This is a genomic window from Achromobacter sp. E1, assembly GCF_037039475.1.
GTDB classification, from domain to species: domain Bacteria; phylum Pseudomonadota; class Gammaproteobacteria; order Burkholderiales; family Burkholderiaceae_B; genus Achromobacter; species Achromobacter mucicolens.
Genome location: NZ_CP146253.1, coordinates 5,675,162 through 5,692,099, shown reverse-complemented (window position 1 = coordinate 5,692,099; position 16,938 = coordinate 5,675,162). Strand labels below are relative to the sequence as shown.

At 64.4% G+C, this 16,938-nt stretch carries 16 protein-coding genes; 6 read left to right on the top strand and 10 right to left on the bottom strand.

Translation table 11 applies throughout. The features are described 5' to 3' along the window. Positions 1–20: 20 nt before the first annotated feature. Positions 21–1,487 (bottom strand): polyphosphate:AMP phosphotransferase, encoded by a 1,467-nt coding sequence (gene pap / locus V6V88_RS26255; protein ID WP_338617013.1) that lies wholly within the window; start codon positions 1,485–1,487, stop codon positions 21–23. 80 nt (positions 1,488–1,567) lie between these two features. Beyond that, positions 1,568–2,431 carry an MBL fold metallo-hydrolase gene (locus V6V88_RS26250; protein WP_338617012.1) on the bottom strand — a complete coding sequence of 288 codons (864 nt, stop codon included), beginning with the start codon at positions 2,429–2,431 and terminating at the stop codon, positions 1,568–1,570. A 130-nt stretch (positions 2,432–2,561) separates the two neighbouring features. On the opposite strand from V6V88_RS26250, the gene V6V88_RS26245 reads away from it, so the two are divergent. Genes V6V88_RS26245 through V6V88_RS26235 form a run of 3 tightly spaced genes read left to right on the top strand, consistent with a single transcriptional unit; the run spans position 2,562 to position 3,752 of the window. Further along, positions 2,562–2,897, top strand: coding sequence for a metalloregulator ArsR/SmtB family transcription factor (locus V6V88_RS26245; protein WP_056327361.1), 336 nt, complete (start codon positions 2,562–2,564; stop codon positions 2,895–2,897). Beyond that, positions 2,894–3,325 carry a YeeE/YedE family protein gene (locus V6V88_RS26240; RefSeq protein ID WP_338617009.1) on the top strand — a complete coding sequence of 144 codons (432 nt, stop codon included), beginning with the start codon at positions 2,894–2,896 and terminating at the stop codon, positions 3,323–3,325. Before V6V88_RS26245 ends, V6V88_RS26240 begins: the two co-directional genes overlap by 4 nt. A 1-nt stretch (position 3,326) precedes the next feature. Next, positions 3,327–3,752, top strand: coding sequence for a DUF6691 family protein (locus tag V6V88_RS26235; RefSeq protein ID WP_142052401.1), 426 nt, complete (start codon positions 3,327–3,329; stop codon positions 3,750–3,752). Positions 3,753–3,768: 16 nt separating this feature from the next. On the opposite strand, the gene V6V88_RS26230 is transcribed toward V6V88_RS26235, so the two are convergent. The 7 genes from V6V88_RS26230 to V6V88_RS26200 form a co-directional block, all read right to left on the bottom strand. Further along, on the bottom strand, positions 3,769–5,037 hold the full coding sequence (locus tag V6V88_RS26230) for an AMP-binding protein (RefSeq protein ID WP_142052402.1): 1,269 nt from the start codon (positions 5,035–5,037) through the stop codon (positions 3,769–3,771). Positions 5,038–5,118: 81 nt separating this feature from the next. Continuing rightward, a complete protein-coding gene (locus V6V88_RS26225) occupies positions 5,119–5,955 on the bottom strand; it encodes an ABC transporter ATP-binding protein (protein ID WP_338617007.1) in 837 nt (278 codons plus the stop codon). 106 nt (positions 5,956–6,061) lie between these two features. Next, a complete protein-coding gene (locus tag V6V88_RS26220; protein ID WP_081100873.1) occupies positions 6,062–7,399 on the bottom strand; it encodes an ABC transporter substrate-binding protein in 1,338 nt (445 codons plus the stop codon). 134 nt (positions 7,400–7,533) lie between these two features. Next, on the bottom strand, positions 7,534–8,598 hold the full coding sequence (locus V6V88_RS26215; RefSeq protein WP_056327370.1) for a branched-chain amino acid ABC transporter permease: 1,065 nt from the start codon (positions 8,596–8,598) through the stop codon (positions 7,534–7,536). Positions 8,599–8,621: 23 nt separating this feature from the next. Further along, positions 8,622–9,551: a branched-chain amino acid ABC transporter permease gene (locus V6V88_RS26210; protein WP_056327372.1), complete on the bottom strand. Its 930-nt coding sequence runs from the start codon at positions 9,549–9,551 to the stop codon at positions 8,622–8,624. A 25-nt stretch (positions 9,552–9,576) separates the two neighbouring features. Next, positions 9,577–10,374, bottom strand: a complete 798-nt coding sequence (locus V6V88_RS26205; protein WP_056327375.1) for an ABC transporter ATP-binding protein — start codon at positions 10,372–10,374, stop codon at positions 9,577–9,579. Between the two features lie 5 nt (positions 10,375–10,379). Next, on the bottom strand, positions 10,380–12,356 hold the full coding sequence (locus V6V88_RS26200) for an AMP-binding protein (protein WP_338617005.1): 1,977 nt from the start codon (positions 12,354–12,356) through the stop codon (positions 10,380–10,382). Positions 12,357–12,524: 168 nt separating this feature from the next. On the opposite strand from V6V88_RS26200, the gene V6V88_RS26195 reads away from it, so the two are divergent. From V6V88_RS26195 to V6V88_RS26185, 3 genes are all read left to right on the top strand, one after another. Beyond that, entirely contained in the window at positions 12,525–13,232 is a 708-nt protein-coding gene (locus tag V6V88_RS26195; protein WP_056327378.1) for a Crp/Fnr family transcriptional regulator, read from the top strand. Positions 13,233–13,298: 66 nt separating this feature from the next. Then, complete coding sequence (locus tag V6V88_RS26190) at positions 13,299–13,760, top strand: MarR family transcriptional regulator (RefSeq protein ID WP_056327380.1); 462 nt, start codon at positions 13,299–13,301, stop codon at positions 13,758–13,760. Between the two features lie 162 nt (positions 13,761–13,922). Further along, positions 13,923–14,348: an organic hydroperoxide resistance protein gene (locus V6V88_RS26185; protein WP_056327382.1), complete on the top strand. Its 426-nt coding sequence runs from the start codon at positions 13,923–13,925 to the stop codon at positions 14,346–14,348. 1,247 nt (positions 14,349–15,595) lie between these two features. Here the strand turns inward: V6V88_RS26185 and V6V88_RS26180 are convergent. Next, complete coding sequence (locus V6V88_RS26180) at positions 15,596–16,876, bottom strand: IS256 family transposase (protein ID WP_179690854.1); 1,281 nt, start codon at positions 16,874–16,876, stop codon at positions 15,596–15,598. Positions 16,877–16,938 lie beyond the last annotated feature (62 nt).

The following is a 16,938-nucleotide window of genomic DNA, read 5'->3' as shown; positions in this document are numbered from 1 at the left end:
GCGGAGCCTCCTGGCGGCATTCAGAGTTGGTTTTCCATGGCTTCGACGATATGCCGCAGCACTTGCAGCCGAGCGTAACGCTTGTCGTTGGCCGACACCAGATGCCAAGGCGCGTAGGGCACGTCGGTCCGCATCATCATCTCGTTGGCCGCCGCGGCGTATTCGGGCCATTTTTCGCGGTTGCGCCAGTCCTCGGGCGTGATCTTGAAATTCTTGAACGGCGATTTTTCGCGTTCGCGAAAGCGGGCAAGCTGTTCGTCCGGCGTGACCGCCAGCCAGAACTTGAGCACCAGCGCGCCGCTGGCCGCCAGCTGTTCTTCGAAGTCGTTGATCTCTGCGTAGGCCCGGCGCCACTTGGCGGGGGGAATCAGCTTCTCGACGCGCTCGACCAGCACGCGGCCATACCAGGAGCGGTCGAAGATCGCGATCCGGCCATGGCGGGGAATGCGGCGCCAGAACCGCCACAGGTAAGGACGGGCCAATTCTTCCGAGCTGGGCGCGGACACGGGCGTGATGTCGAATTGCCGGGCGTCCAGCGCGTGCGTGACGCGGCGGATGGCGCCGCCCTTGCCGGCCGCATCCTGTCCCTCGAACACCACGATCAGCGAGCGATCCTTGAACTTGTCGGAGCGGGCGGCGAGCGCCAGCCGGCCTTGCAGCAGGCCGAGTTCGGATTCGTAGTCTTCCTTCTCGACCTTGGCGTCATAGTCCAGCTTGCCCAGGCGATCGACGATGCGCGTCGTGCTGGAATGCGCCACGAAGGCGGGCGGCAGGCGCGGCACGCCGCGCCGGCGCAGCGCCGTCAGCACCGCTTCGGCCGTGCGCGCGGTGCGCATGTTCTCGTCGGCGCTGGGGATCACCACCCAGGGCGCGTGACCGCAATCCGTGTGATTGAGCACGACGTGCGCGCCCGACCGGATGCGGTCGAAACGCTTGTTGACCTTCATGTCGATCGGGCTGACCTGCCAGGCGGTCTCGGGACTGGCGAGCAGGCGCTGCGCCCGTTCCTTTTGCGCCTTGGCCGACAGGTGGAACCACAGCTTGACGATCTGCACGCCTTCCGCGGCCAGCATCGTTTCAAAGCGCATGATGGCGGCGGCATGGGCCTCGATGGCGTCTGCGTTGGGCTTCTTGCGCACGGCCTCGATGACCAGCGGTGTGTACCAGGAGCCGAACACGATGCCGGTGCTGCCCTTGGGCGGCAGATCGCGCCAGTAGCGCCACAACGGCGGGCGATCCAGTTCGTCGCCCTCGCGCGGTCCATAGGCCAGCGTGCGGATGTGGCGAGGATCCATCCATTCGTTGAGCAGGTTGATCGTGGCGCCCTTGCCGGCCCCGTCGATGCCCGCCACGACGACCAGAAGCGTCTTGTCGGCCTGGCGCAGGCGTTCGTACTGTGCATTCAGCAGTCCGACCCGCAGCCGCGTTTCCAGCGCCTTGAATTCATCTTTGGAGAGAGTAGGGTCTGCTTCGGCTTCGGCGAACATGGATGCGTCGGATCGGGTTGCTGCGATCGGGCGATCTTGCGGGATATGGCCGTACGGCGCAAGTGCGCCGCGGCCAGGTATCAAAGCGCGTTGACGGGAATCTTCAGATACTGCACGCCGTTGTCCTCGGCCGGCGGGAAATGTCCCGCGCGGATGTTCACCTGGATGGCGGGCAGGATCAGTGTGGGCATCGACAGTGTCGCGTCCCGCCGGGTGCGCATGGCGACGAATTCTTCTTCGGTGATGCCATCGCGCACGTGGATGTTGCCGCGGCGCTGGTCGGCCACGGTGGTCTGCCAGGCAGCGTCGCGGCCCTCGGGCGGATAGTCGTGACACATGAAGAGGCGCGTGTCGTCGGGCAGGCTCAAGAGGCGCCGGATCGACTGGTACAGCAGGTGCGCATCGCCGCCCGGGAAATCGCAGCGCGCCGTACCGACATCGGGCATGAACAGCGTGTCGCCCACGAATGCCGCGTCGCCGATCAGGTAGGCCATGTCGGCCGGCGTGTGTCCCGGCACGTGCACCGCCGTGGCGGTCAGCGCGCCGATCTGAAAGGTCTCGCCGTCGGCGAACAGATGGCCGAACTGCGATCCGTCGAGCTGAAAGGCCGGCTCCAGGTTCAGGATCTTCTTGAACACGCCCTGCACGCTGCGGATGCTTTGGCCGATGGCGATGACGCCGCCCAACTGCCGTTGCAGATAAGGCGCGGCGGACAGGTGATCGGCGTGGGCATGGGTTTCCAGCAGCCAGACCGTCCGCAGGCCGCGCGCGCGGACATAGTCCGCCACACGGTCCGCATTGGCGGTGCTGGTGCGGCCCGACTTGGGGTCGAAGTCCAGCACCGAATCAATGATGGCGCAGGCGCCGCCGGGCCCTGCCTCGTGAACGACGTAGGTGATGGTCGAGGTGACGGGATCAAAGAAGGCCTGGATGTGCGGATTCATGGGGGCTCGGGAATGGAGGGCGGGCACGTCGGAACAGTTTACGTAAAAAAATAATATTTGCGAATAGTTTATTCATAAATATAATGACGACGCTGTTGCCTCGTTTTTCCTCCACTGTCTGCGCCCCGTCATGAATGCCCCGCTTACCGAATGTGAAGTCTCCTCCCTGCGCGAATCGGCCTCCCAGGCCTGCACGCTGCTCAAGGCCCTGGCCAACGAAGACCGCTTGCTCCTCCTGTGCCAGCTGGTCCACCACGAACGCAACGTCGGCGAGCTGGAATCGCTGACCGGGATCCGCCAGCCCACGCTCTCGCAGCAGCTTGGCGTGCTGCGCGACGAAGGCCTCGTCGTCACGCGGCGCGAAGGCAAGTACGTCTACTACCAGATGGCCAGTTTCGAGGTCAGCCAGGTGATGAAAACCCTGTCCAGCCTGTACTGCGGACGCGCACTGGAATCGCTCAAATGAACGTGGACTGGTCTGCCTTTACGCCGCTCGCCGGTACGGCGGGGGGGCTCCTTATCGGCGCCGGCGCGGTCTTGCTGATGCTTGGCGCCGGCCGCATTGCCGGCATCAGCGGCATCGTGGGCGGTCTTTTCACCCCGACGCGAGGCGACGGTTGGCGCGTGGCCTTCCTGCTGGGACTGTGCGCCGCGCCGTGGGTCTACCGGCTGTTCGCCACCCTGCCGTCCATCACCGTCGATGCCAGCACGCCCCGGCTGATCGTGGCCGGCCTGCTCGTCGGGATCGGCACGCGATACGGGTCCGGCTGCACCAGCGGCCACGGCGTCTGCGGCCTGTCCCGCGGATCGCGCCGTTCGTTCGTCGCAATGGCAATCTTCATGGCGGCCGGATTCGTGACGGTCTACGTCTTGCGCCACGCGGTGGGAGGCTGACATGGCTGCGATCTACGCTTTTGCCGCCGGGCTCGTCTTCGGATTCGGCCTGTTGGTGTCGGGACTTGCCGACCCCGCGCGCGTGTTGGGTTTTCTGGACCTGGCGGGCTTGTGGAATCCCACCCTGGCGTTCGTGATGGGGGGCGCCGTCGTCGTGGCCAGCATCGGATTTGCGCGCTTGCGTCGCCGCCGCGCCAGCCTGTCGGGCGAACCCATGCGCTGGCCGCAGGCCACGCAGCTGGACTGGCGTCTGGCCGGCGGCAGCCTGGCGTTTGGCGTGGGCTGGGGCGTGGCGGGATTCTGTCCCGGACCCGCCGTCGTCGCCGCGGCGGCCGGCATCGGCGAGGCCGGTATTTTTGTGGTCGCCATGCTTGCGGGGATGGCGATCCACGCCATCATCGAACGCGCCCGGCGCGGCGGGGCCTGACCCCGCGTCCGCCGCCTTACTCGTACGTGCGGATGTCGTCGATCACCTTGCCGTCGTTCGGCAGGCCGCCTTCGTCCACCCATTGCACATCGGCGCGCAGCTTGGTCACGTCGCGCGCCGAATCGGCGATGCGCTTGGCCAGGTCATCGTTCTGCTCGCGCGACTCCACCTTGAGCACCATGCGGTCCGAGCCCGTGCTGCCGCTGATGACCAGCCGCGCCCGCAGGATTTCCGGATGCCGCCGGACCACGTCGGCCACCTGCGAGGGGTGCACGAACATGCCGCGCACCTTGGTCGTCTGGTCGGCGCGCCCCATCCAGCCCTTGATGCGGGTGTTGGTGCGCCCGCACGGCGAAATGCCCGGCATCACCGCCGACAGGTCGCCGGTGCCGAACCGCACCAGCGGGTAATCGGGGTTCAGCGTGGTCACCACGACCTCGCCAACTTCGCCGTCGCGCACGGGCTCGCCAGTGCCCGGACGCACGATTTCGACGATGATGTCCTCGCCCACCACCAGCCCCTCGCGGGCAGGCGTCTCGAAAGCGATCATGCCCAGGTCGGCGCTGCCGTATGCCTGGTAGCCGTCAATGCCGCGCGCCGCCAGCCAGTCGCGCAGCGAGGGCGGGAAGGCCTCTCCGGAAACCAGCGCGCGGCGCAGCGAATCGAGCTTCACGCCCAGTTCATCGGACTTTTCCAGGATGATCTTCAGGAAGCTGGGCGTGCCGGTGTAGCCGCTGGGCGACAAGTCCTGGATCGCGCGCACCTGCTGTTCGGTCTGTCCGGTACCGCCGGGGAATACGGTGCAGCCCACCGCGTGCGCGGCTGTCTCCATCATCGAGCCGGCCGGCGTGAAGTGATAGGAAAAGCAGTTGTAGGCCAGTTCGCCGGCGCGAAAGCCCGCCGCGTACAGGGCGCGCGCAAAGCGCCAGTAATCCGAGCGCGCGCTTTCCGGTTCGTAGATCGGGCCGGGCGAGGCAAACACCCGCATCGCTTCGCCCCAGCCGATCGCGGAAAAGCCGCCGAAGGCCTTGGCGGGCCCAGCGGGCCGGGCGGCGTCATCGCGGCTGTGCTGCTGGCGTTCCAGCAGCTCGTGCTTGCGCAGCACCGGCAGCCGGGCCAGCGCCTCGCGCGAGGTGACCGTGGCCGGGTCCACGCCGCGCAATTGCTCGGCGATGGCCGGCGCACGCGCGATGGCCCGCGCAATCGCCCCAGGCAGGGCCGCCATCAGATCGCGCTCGCGTTGCTCGGGCGCGCGGGTTTCGAGGTCATCGAAAAACTCGGACATGGAATCGCACCTTCTCGTGTGCCGGTTGGCGGCGCCGTTGCCGGCGCCATGCGGCAAGCGCTGGCTTGCCCGCGTCGGAAATCAGGCCAGCCAGCGTTTGCGGCGGCGGTAGAACTTGTTGTCCCGGAAACTCTTGCGCTCGCCGCTGGAGATGCCCAGGTAAAACTCCTTGACGTCCTCGTTCTGCGCCAGGTCGGACGCGGCGCCGTCCATCATCACGCGCCCGTTCTCCAGGATGTAGCCGTAATCGGCGTAGCGCAGGGCGATGTTGGTGTTCTGCTCGGCCAACAGAAAGCTCACGCGCTCGCGCTGGTTCAGGTCGCGCACGATCTCGAAGATTTCTTCGACGATCTGCGGCGCAAGACCCATCGACGGTTCATCCAGCAGGATCATGTTCGGGTTGGCCATCAGCGCGCGGCCGATCGCGGTCATCTGCTGCTCGCCGCCCGAGGTGTATCCGGACTGGCTGGTGCGCCGCTGCTTCAAGCGCGGGAAATACTGGTAGACCCGTTCAAGCGCGGCCGTGGTGTCGCCGCGGCTCATGCTGCGCGTATAGGCGCCGGTCAGCAGGTTTTCCTCGATGGTGAGGTGGGCGAAGCAGTGCCGGCCTTCCATCACCTGCACGACGCCGCGCTTGACCAGCTCGGCCGGCGTCAGCTTTTCGATGCGCTGGCCGCGGTACTGGATGTGGCCTTTGGTGACGTCGCCGCGCTCGCCCTTGAGCAGATTGGAGATCGCGCGCAGCGTGGTGGTCTTGCCCGCGCCGTTCGCGCCCAGCAGCGCCACGATCCTGCCTTCGGGCACCTGCAGGGACACGCCCTTGAGCACCAGGATCACGTGGTTGTAGATCACCTCGATGCCGTTCACATCGAGCAGCACCGGCGGGGCGCCTGCGGCGGCAATATTGGCGTCGTTCATAAACATTCCTGCAGCGTGGCGGCGGCCGGCCGGAAAGCCGGCCGCCGGGTCATATCAACATGCGTTGCGCACCCGCGGCGTGGCCGCCGCGGGCGCTCCAGGGGCATCACTCACACTTGCGGGGCGTAATGTTCTTTTCCTTGGCGTACTTGGCCGCCGATTCCTTGACCATCGGGTCCAGGATCGTCTTGTCGGCCTGATACCAGTCGGAAACGACCTTGAACTTGGAACCGTCCCACTGCACGATGCGGGCCCAGTCGTCGCCCTTGTGGTTGGCGCACGAGGTCTTGACCGGACGCATGATCTGGCCAAAGCCCAGCTTGTCGAGCTTTTCCTGCGTCAGGTCCAGGTTCTCGAAGCCCCAGCGCACCTGCTCCGGCGTCAGCGCCTTGCCCTTGCCGTACTTCTCCTGCGCGGCGCGGATCGCTTCGACCTGCAGCATCGAGATCATCATGCCGCGCGTGTGGGCGATGGTGCCCAACGTGGTCTTGCCGGTCTTGTCCGCGCCCTGGCCCTTGTCGTAGACGTACTTCTTCAGATCGTCGTAGACCTTGTCGCTGTCGGCGCCGCTGTTGTGGATGGTGATGGCGTTGTAGCCCTTGGCGACATCGCCCAGGTCCTTGACGTCGCCTTCCGAGCCGGCCCACCAGATCGCGTACATCTTGTCGCGCGGATAGCCGCTGGCCTGCGCTTCGCGGATGGCGGTGGGCGTCATGATGCCCGCGCTCCACAGCAGCACGTAGTTCGGGCGCGCCTGGCGGATCTGCAGCCAGGTGGACTTCTGCTCCACGCCCGGCGCCGTCACCGGGTACAGCAGCAATTCAAAGCCTTCCTTGGCGGCGCGTTTTTGCAGCAGGGGGATCGGTTCCTTGCCGTAGGGCGAGTCGTGATAAACCAGGGCGATCTTCTTGCCCTTGAGCTTGTCCATGCCGCCTTCTTTCTTGGCGATGTCCTGGATCATCACGTCGGCGGCGGTCCAGTACGTGCCCAAGAGCGGGAAGTTCCACTCGAACACGCTGCCGTCCACCGATTGCGACAGGCCGTAGCCCATCGTTTCCACGGGCACCTTGTCGACGATGGCCTTGTCGCTGACCGCGAAGGTGATGCCGGTGGACTGTGTGTCGAAGCCCGATGCGCCGGTGCCCTTGCCCTTCAGGCGCTCGTAGCATTCCACGCCGCGGTCCGTGGCGTAGGCGGTTTCGCATTCTTCATACGTGATCTTGACGCCGTTCACGCCGCCATCGCGCTCGTTCACGAGCTTCAGGTAATCCAGCTTGCCATCGGCCCAGGGAATGCCCAGCGGCGCGAACGATCCCGTGCGATACACCAGCAACGGAACGAACTGCTCTTCGGCCGCCATTGCCGGCGTGGCCACGGCGCCTGCGGCGCCGGCTGCGGCCATTAAGGCTGCCGCCAACTTCAGGTTAAGACGCTTCATCTCCATTTACCTCCTGCGTGGTGTTTGGGTCGGTCAACCCTGTGACACCGGGATTGACCCGGTCTTGAGCCGGGTATTCGGGGCGGGGGTCCAGCGCGGTTGTGCTGCGATGAACCCACGGAAATCAAAACGAAACACGATCAGTGCGGGAACGGCCAGATCCTCAACTTCTCCTTGCCGATGCTCCACAGCCGCGCCAGGCCGTGCGGCTCGGCGATCAGGAAGAACACGATCAGCGCGCCGAACACCATGTGCTCGATGTGGGCGGCGGTGTCCACTGACAGCGGCAGGCCCAGCATGTGCGGGATGTTGGACAGCGCCACGGGCACCAGCACGATGAACGCGGCGCCAAAGAAGCTCCCGATGATCGAGCCCAGCCCGCCGATGATGACCATGAACAGCAGCTGGAACGAGCGGCCCAGGTCGAACGCCAGCGGCTCCCATGATCCCAGGTGGATGTAGCCCCACAACGCGCCGGCCACGCCGACGATGAACGAGCTGACGGCAAACGCCGTCAGCTTGGCGTACATGGGCCGGATGCCGATGACGGAAGCGGCGACGTCCATGTCGCGGATCGCCATCCATTGGCGTCCGATGGCGCCGCGCACCAGGTTCTTGGCCAACAGGCTGAAGATGACGACCAGGATCAGCACGAACAGGTACTTCTCCATGGCGCTCTGCACCGGCAGCCCGAAGGCCGTGAGCGGCGGCACCGACACGCTGCCCGAGGACGAATAGTTGGTGAAGAAGGGAATGCGCAGGAACGCCCAGTCCACGAAGAACTGCGCGGCCAGTGTCGCCACCGCGAGGTACAGGCCACGGATGCGCAGGCTGGGGATGCCGAAGATCACGCCGACAAGGGTGGCAAAGCAGCCGCCCAACAGAATCTGCACCACCAGCGGCATGCCGGGAAAGCGCACGCCGAAGTTCCACGCCGCATACGCGCCCACCGCCATGAAGGCGCCCGTGCCCAGCGAAATCTGGCCGCAGTAGCCGACCAGGATGTTCAGGCCCACGGCGGCCAGCGCCAGGATCAGGAACGGAATCAGGATGGCGCGCAGCAGATAGTCGCTGGCCATCGCCGGCACGGCGATGAACGCCACCGCCATCAGCAGCCAGATGAAGACGCGATCCTGGCGGATCGGGAAGATCTGCTGGTCAGCGCGATAGCTGGTCTTGAATTGGCCGTTTTCGCGATAGAACATGTTTTATCCTCGGTGACGCAGGCTTAGACGCGGTCGATGATCTTCTCGCCGAACAGCCCTTGCGGACGGAACAGCAGGAACACCAGCGCCAGCACATAGGCGAACCAGATTTCGATGCCGCCGCCCACCAGCGACCCCAGATACACCTCGGACAGCTTTTCCCCCACCCCGATGATGAGCCCGCCCAGAATGGCGCCCGGCACCGACGTCAAACCGCCCAGGATCACCACCGGCAACGCGCGCAGCGCGGCGGTGGACAACGTGAACTGCACGCCGAACTTCGATCCCCAGATGATCCCGGCCACCAGCGCCACCAGACCCGCCACGCTCCACACGATCACCCAGATGCGGTTCAGCGGAATGCCGATCGACTGCGCGGCCTGATGGTCGTCGGCCACCGCTCGCAGCGCACGGCCCGTCGAGGTGTACTGGAAGAAGAGCGCCAGCGCCGCCACCAGCAGCGCCGCAATGACCGCGGCGGTCAGGTCCTCCAGGTTGATGAGCAGCCCCCCCTCGAACACCGAGTCCAGGATCAACAGCGGATCCTTGGGCATGCCGACATTGATGGAATACACCGAGCTGCCGAACGTGATCTGGCCCAGTCCGTCCAGGAAATAGCTGATGCCCAGCGTGGCCATCAGGAGCGTGGTGGCTTCCTGGTTGACCAGATGGCGCAGCACGAAGCGTTCGATCGCCACGGCCAGCAGGAACATCACGATCGCGCTGACAATGAACGCCAGCACGTTGGCCAGGATCATGTTGTCAAAGCCGAGCCAGCGCGGCAGCCATTCCGAAAAGCGCGCCATCGACAGCGCCGCCACCAGCACCATCGCGCCCTGCGCGAAGTTGAAGACGCCGGACGCCTTGAAGATCAGCACGAAGCCCAGGCCGATCAGCGCGTACAGCATGCCGCTCATCAGGCCGCCGAATAAGGTCTCTAGAAAAAATCCCATGTCTTTCCGCCTTGGGTTGTCCGGCTTAGTGCGACACGCCGAGATAGGCGCGAATGACGTCTTCATTTGCCCGAACTTCATCGGGCTTGCCGTCGCCGATCTTCTTGCCGTAGTCCAGCACGACCACGCGGTCCGAGATGTCCATGACCACGCCCATGTCGTGTTCGATCAGCACGATGGTCGTGCCAAACTCATCGTTCACATCCAGGATGAAGCGGCTCATGTCCTGCTTTTCCTCGATGTTCATCCCGGCCATCGGCTCGTCCAGCAGCAACAGGCGCGGCTCCATCGCCAGCGCGCGGCCCAGGTCGACACGTTTTTGCAGCCCGTAGGGCAGGCGGCCGACCGGCGTCTTGCGGTAGGCCTGGATTTCCAGGAAGTCGATGATGTTTTCGACGAACTCGCGATGCTGGATCTCTTCGCGCTCGGCAGGCCCCAGGCGGAACGCCTGCGCCAGCAGGCCGCTCTTCATGCGCAGGTTGCGGCCCGTCATGATGTTGTCCAGCACGCTCATGCCCTTGAACAGCGCCAGGTTCTGGAACGTGCGCGCGATGCCCATCTCGGCGGCGCGGCGCGGGTTCATGCGCGAGAACCGTTGGTTGCGGAATTCGATGCCGCCTTGCTGCGGCGTGTACACGCCGTTGATGACGTTGAGCATGGAGCTCTTGCCCGCGCCGTTGGGCCCGATGATGGCGCGGATCTCGTGCTCGCGCACGTTGAAGGAAATATCGGTCAGCGCCTTGACGCCGCCGAAAGACAGGGAGATGTTCTGCATGTCCAGCATGACATCGCCGATACGCTGGTCGCGGTCGTTATGGCTCATGATCTCTACGCGGCTCGGGCGGTGATGGCGGGAAACGTCTTGACCGGGCAGATCCGCAGATCCGCCGAAATCTTGCCGGTGCGTCCGTCTTCGAATTTCACTTCGGTCTCGATGAACTGCGACTGCTTGCCGCCAAAGAGCGCATCGATCAGCACGCCATACTTCTGCGCGATGAAGGCGCGGCGCACCTTGCGCGTGCGGGTCAGCTCGTCGTCATCGGGATCCAGTTCCTTGTGCAGGATCAGGAAGCGGCTGATCTGCGAGGCCGCCAGCTTGGGATCGGTCGCCAGGTCCGCATTGACCTGCTCCACGCATTCGGCAATGAGCTGATAGACCTCGTCCTTGCCCGCCAGGTCGGTGTAGCCGGCGTAGGCCAGGCCGCGGCGCTCGGCCCAGTTGCCCACGGCTTCCAGGTCTATGTTGATGAACGCGCACACATCCTCGCGGTTCGCGCCGAACGCCACCGCTTCCTTGATGTGCTGGAAGAACTTGAGCTTGTTCTCGATGTACTTGGGCGCGAAGAGGCTGCCGTTGGCCAGCTTGCCCACGTCCTTGGCGCGATCGATGATCTTGAGCTGTCCGTCGGTGTCCAGGTAACCGGCATCGCCTGTGTGGAACCAGCCGTCGGCGCTGCGCGCCTCGGCCGTGGCGTCCGGATTGCGGTAGTACTCCTTGAACAAGCCCGGGCTCTTGACCAGGATCTCGCCGTTGTCGGCCACGCGGATTTCCACGCCCGCCACGGGCGGTCCGACGGTGTCGTCGCGCACCTGCCCGTCGGGCTGCACGCAGACGAACACCGAGGTCTCGGTGGACCCGTACAACTGCTTGAGGTTGATGCCGATGGAGCGGTAGAACACAAAGAGGTCCGGCCCGATCGCTTCGCCAGCCGTGTACGCCACGCGCACGCGGCTCATGCCCAGCGCGTTGCGCAACGGGCCATAGATCAGCACGTTGCCCAATGCATAGCGCATGCGGTCCCAGGCGTTCACGGACTCGCCGTCCAGAATCTTGGTGCCGACGCGGCGCGCCAGCTTCATGCAGGCGCCAAACAGCTTGCGCTTGAGATATCCCGCGTCTTCCATGCGGATCATCACGTGCGTCAGCAGCCCTTCCAGCACGCGCGGCGGCGCAAAGTAATAGGTGGGGCCGATGTCGCGCATGTCGATCGACACGGTATCGGGCGACTCGGGATGATTCACCGTGAAGCCCGTGACCAGCAGCTGCGTGTACGAGAACATGTTCTGGCCGATCCAGGCGGGCGGCAGGTAGGCCAGCACGTCTTCCTGGTCGGTCAGCTTTTCCATGTCGGACACGGCGCGCGCGCGGTCGATGAGCGCGTGGTGCGTCAGCACGACGCCCTTGGGCTTGCCCGTCGTGCCGGATGTGTAGAACATCGCCGCGGGGTCCTGCGGCTGCACGGCGGCCACGGCGCGCGTGTAAAAGTCGGGGTGCTTGGCCGCGTATTCGCCACCCAGCGCTTCCAGTTGCTCATAAGACAGCAGCATGGGATCGGCATAGTGACGCAGGCCGCGCGGGTCGTCGAAGACGACGTGCTTGAGCGCAGGGCATTGCTCGCGCACGTCGATCATCTTGTCGACCTGTTCCTGGTCCTCGACGATCGCGACGCTGATCTCCGCATCCTGCAGCACGTAGACCATTTCTTGCGCGACGGCGTCCTGATAGAGCGGAACCGGAATCGCACCGAGCGACTGCGCGGCCATCATGGCCATGTACAGACGCGGGCGGTTCTCGCCGATGACGGCCACGTGCATGCCGGGCTGGATGCCAAGCGATGCGAGACCCTGCGCGACGTGACGGACATGCTCCGCCACTTCGGACCAGGTCAGGGTTTGCCAGATCCCCAGGTCTTTCTCTCGTATCGCGGGCCGCGACCCACGAACGTTGGCATGCGCGAGCAGCAGCGCCGGAAAGGTGTCCGGCGCCGCCGGCATCTGTGCAGATGCGGGCGATGAATGTGCCACGTTGTCTCCTCCGGTTTGGGCGCATCGCGCGCGGTGCCTGCGTTGAAGCGGCTGCGGCGGCGTGCTTGACCAGTTGGTTTTAGATTTACGGCAGGAGTTAAGGTATAAGGTTGGGTTGCTACCAACTGTCACCATCGCGACATTCAAGGACCTTTTAGGGTATTCCCGATGCAGCTATCCGACTCCCTGCAACTCGCCGCCGCCTGGTTCCGCGTACTCGACGCCGAACAGCAAGCGCGCGTGGAGCGGGACCTTTCCGTGCAGCAGGTCGTTGCCGGATCGATCATAGAGCGCAAAGGCGAACTCGCCCAGGCATGGATCGGTGTGCTTGCGGGACTGGTGAAAGTGTCGGTGGGCAATTCGGAAGGCAAGGTCGCATCGCTGACGGGCGTGCCCGCCGGCGGCTGGATCGGCGAAGGTTCGCTCCTGAAGCGCGAGGTCCGCAAATACGACATCGTGGCGCTGCGCGACTCGGTGGTGGCGCGCCTGCCGGGTGCGACGTTCGACTGGTTGCTGGATACCAGTATTCCCTTCAACCGCTATCTGCTGCATCAATTGAACGAGCGCGTGGCGCAGTTCATCGGCAAGGCGGAGTACGACCGTCTGCTGGATCCCGACGCGCGCGTCGCCCGCTGTCTGGCCGAGCTCTTCAACCCTTTGCTGTATCCGGGCATGGGCATGCGCCTGACGATTACGCAGGAAGAAGTCGGCTATCTGGCCCGTGTCTCGCGCCAGCGCGCCAATCAGGCGCTGCGCAAGCTGGAGGAAGCCGGTTTGCTGAATGTCGAATACGGTGCGGTGCGCGTGCTGGATCTGGACGGCCTGAAGCAATACGGCTCGGATCGGGGCACGTCGGAAACGGAGCAGGCGGCGTAAGCCGGGGCAAGCCAAGGCGCGAAAAAAAGTGTTGACGATAAATCGCGCGCTATTTAATATTGCGCCATGAAATCCAGAAACAAGACCAAAGGCGCTTTCAACCCGCTGCTGCTGGACAGCCAGTTGTGCTTCGCCCTGTACTCGACCTCGCTGGCGATGAACAAGGTGTACCGCAAGCTGTTGCGCGGGCTGGATCTGACCTATCCGCAATACCTGGTGATGCTGGTGCTGTGGGAAGGCGACGAAATTACGGTGACGGATATCGGCGACCGCCTGTTCCTGGATTCCGCCACGCTGACGCCGCTGCTCAAGCGCCTGGAAGCCGCCGGCCTGGTGACGCGCAAGCGCGCCGTGAACGACGAACGCCAGGTGATCGTGAGCCTGACCAAGCAGGGCCGCGACCTGCGCGAAAAGGCCGAAGCGGTGCCGCATGCGGTCGGTGCGGCGGCGCAGTGTTCGCTGGACGAAGCGCAGGGCATGACGAAGACGCTGCACGCGCTGCGGGAAAAGCTGGTCGAAAGTCTTTGAGGTTGCGGGTGATGACTGTCATCATCCGGTTTTATAAGTAGCGCACGATATTGTTGTTCACGATTTAAAGTTTCAGGCAAGCCGCAAGTTCATCGTTGACCGCCAACACGGGAAGGGTCCCGCAAGGCAAGCAGTACAAACTTCATTCAAAGGAACCACACCATGTCTATCGAAAAAGTCCTCTACCGCGCCAACGCCACCGCCACCGGAGGCCGCGAAGGCCGTGGCGTCAGCGACGACGGCAACCTGGACGTCAAACTGACCACCCCGCGCGAACTGGGCGGCGCCGGCGCCGCGGGCACGAACCCGGAACAACTGTTCGCCGTCGGCTACTCGGCCTGCTTCCTGGGCGCGATGAAGTTCGTCGCCAACCGCGACAAGATCGCGATCCCGGCAGACGTGTCCGTGAACGGCACCGTCGGCATCGGCGCGATCCCCACCGGCTTCGGCATTGAAGTCGAACTGAAGATCTCTCTGCCGGGCCTGGACCGTGCCGAAGCCGAAAAGCTGGTCGCAGCCGCACACATCGTGTGCCCGTACTCGAACGCCACGCGCGGCAACATCGATGTGACGCTGACGATCGTTTGAGGTTGACGTCGCATTGAGGGTGATGTGACGGCGAAGTGGGCCTTGCAGGGGATGACCGAGTTGGTCGGTTGCCTGCATAGGCCCATTTTTTATGGCGCAACGGTTCGTGGATTGATGATCCTCGTGCTGTGATGTGACTTCTTCAGGGCGACCGCTCTTCGTGCCACTAGGGTCTCCGTAGGTTATATGTAGGTCTGCCACGAGGTTCTTCGTAGGTCGCCCGACGCCGCGGTCACCGTGGGCACGATCGCCCACGATTGCGGTCCGGAGCCTTCGCTCCGGACTTGCCCCTTCGTCATCTTCGTCCGCCTTCGGCTCCCTTCAGATTCCCTCGGGCGCATCGACGGCGCTCGCACCCACGGTGACCGCGACGCCGTGCTGCGAGGGTCTTTGGTTTGCGCGCTACAAGACCTGTGGACAGGGCAGGAGATCTGCGGGGCCGCCGAATTGCTGCCGCCCGGGCGGCGGCAATCGGCATCGGGGCAGTGGGACGTCGTGGCGGCGGGCGCTTGCGCGCGGGCGCAAATCGGTGTTCGAATGACGCTCGTCAGAGGGGGGAGAGCGGTGATGGGCGGCGCGGCGACGGTCAGCTACAACTTGCCGACCCGTACGCGCCGCCCATCGGGCACTGGAGTTCAACTGACGACTGTTGCCGTCGCTGTCTGAACTTGCCAAGAGCGTCTGCGGCTGCCGGTGTCTGACACCCTCGGGAGACGCGCTCGGTGTGAAGCGAATCTCAGCAGGGTGTCAGACACCTCATTCTGTCGAGAGCGTCTGCCGCTGCCGCTGCCGCTGCCGGTGTCTGACACCCTTGGGAGATGCACTGGGTATGACGCGAATCTCCCCGGGTGTCAGACACCTAGAGCAGAAGCAGCCACACGCGAAGCGTCATCGCCCCGACGCAAGACGCCGCGTAAGCCCCCGAAGGCCGCCCGCGCGGCCGCCGCGGGCGGGCCCCGCAAGATCTTTCTCTCTCCCCCACCGTGGGCAAGAACCTAAAGAACCCCACTCGCCCCGCAGACAGCAAAGCTGAATCTACAAGAGCCCGTCGCAGCGGGGGCCGAGGCGCGCGGGGCGTGTAGATGCGCCCGAGGGAAACCGAAGGGAGCCGAAGGCGTACGAGGTTGACGAAGGGGTAGTCCGGAGCGAAGGCTCCGGACCGCAATCGTAGCCCCGCGCGCCTCGGCCCCCGCGGGAGTGTCAGAATTTTTGTGTTCTAGGCATTTGCTCTGACGTTGCATCATTAGCTAGCCAGCCGGCTGTGAGTCGATACGGGGCCGGGTAAATCGTTCCTCATAGAGGACGGCGAACTGCTGCATGGCCTCGGTCCAATGGTGTGTGGCCGATCCCCATTTGACGGCGATGTTTCTGAGCGCCAGCCAGAGCAGCTTAATAGCTGCATCGTCGGTGGGGAAGTGGCCGCGCGTTTTGATGATCTTGCGAAGCTGCGCGTTTACGCTCTCTATCGCATTGGTCGTGTAGATCACGCGGCGGATCGCGGGCGGGAACACGAAGAATGGGATGACCTGCTCCCACGCGTCCTTCCAGGCCTTAACGATCATGGGGTATTTCAGTCCCCATGGGCTCGCAGCGAACTCATCGAGCGCCTCTTGCGCGGCCTGAGCGTTCACGGCGGCGTAGATCGGGCGCAGTGCCGCGGCGATGGTGCGCCGCTCCTTCCAGCCCGCGTAGCTCAGACTGTTGCGGATCAGGTGCACGATGCAGGTCTGCAGCGTCGTGGCCGGGAACACGACCTCTAGCGCCTGCGGCATCCCTTTTAAACCGTCGGTGACCGCGATCAGGATGTCCTGCACGCCTCGCGTTTTAAGGTCGTTGAACACCCGCATCCAGAACTTGGCGCCTTCAGTGGTCTCGATCCACAAACCTAGAATCTCGCGTGAGCCATCCGGCAGCACGCCCAGCGCCAGATATACCGCCTTGTTCTGAACCAGGCCTTCATCCCGGATCTTGACCCGTAGTGCGTCGAAGAACACCACCGGCAGCATCGGATCCAGCGGCCGGTTCTGCCAGGCCTGCACCTCTTCCATGACTTCATCAGTCACCGAGCTGATGAATTCCGGCGACACATCAGTGCCGTATTGCTCGTCCAGAAATGCCCGGATCTCGCGCACGCTCATGCCACGGGCGTACATCGCGATGATCTTGTCATCGAACCCCGTAAAACGCCGGGCGTGCTTGGGGATCAGGATCGGGGCGAAGCTGCCGTCCCGATCACGCGGGATATCGAGCTTCAGGGGCCCGTCATCGGTCAATACCGTCTTGCGGCTCTTGCCGTTGCGCTGGTTGCTGGACGCCTCGGGACGGGCCTGTCCTGCCGGATATCCCAGGTGCTGACCCAGCTCGGCGCCCAGCGCCCGTTCGATCAACGCCTTCTTCAGCAGCATGAACGTGTCCTGGACCGCCTCAGCCGTCATCGGTCCGGTTACAAGCTCATCGAGTAACTGCTCAGCACTGGCCGGCAGCGCCGGCTTGCTGGACTGCTTCGCAGACTTCGGGGTGCGTGCCATGGTCGGTCTCCTTGAAAACCATCATAGGCCTGCACACAAAAATCCGGACACTCCCGCCCCCG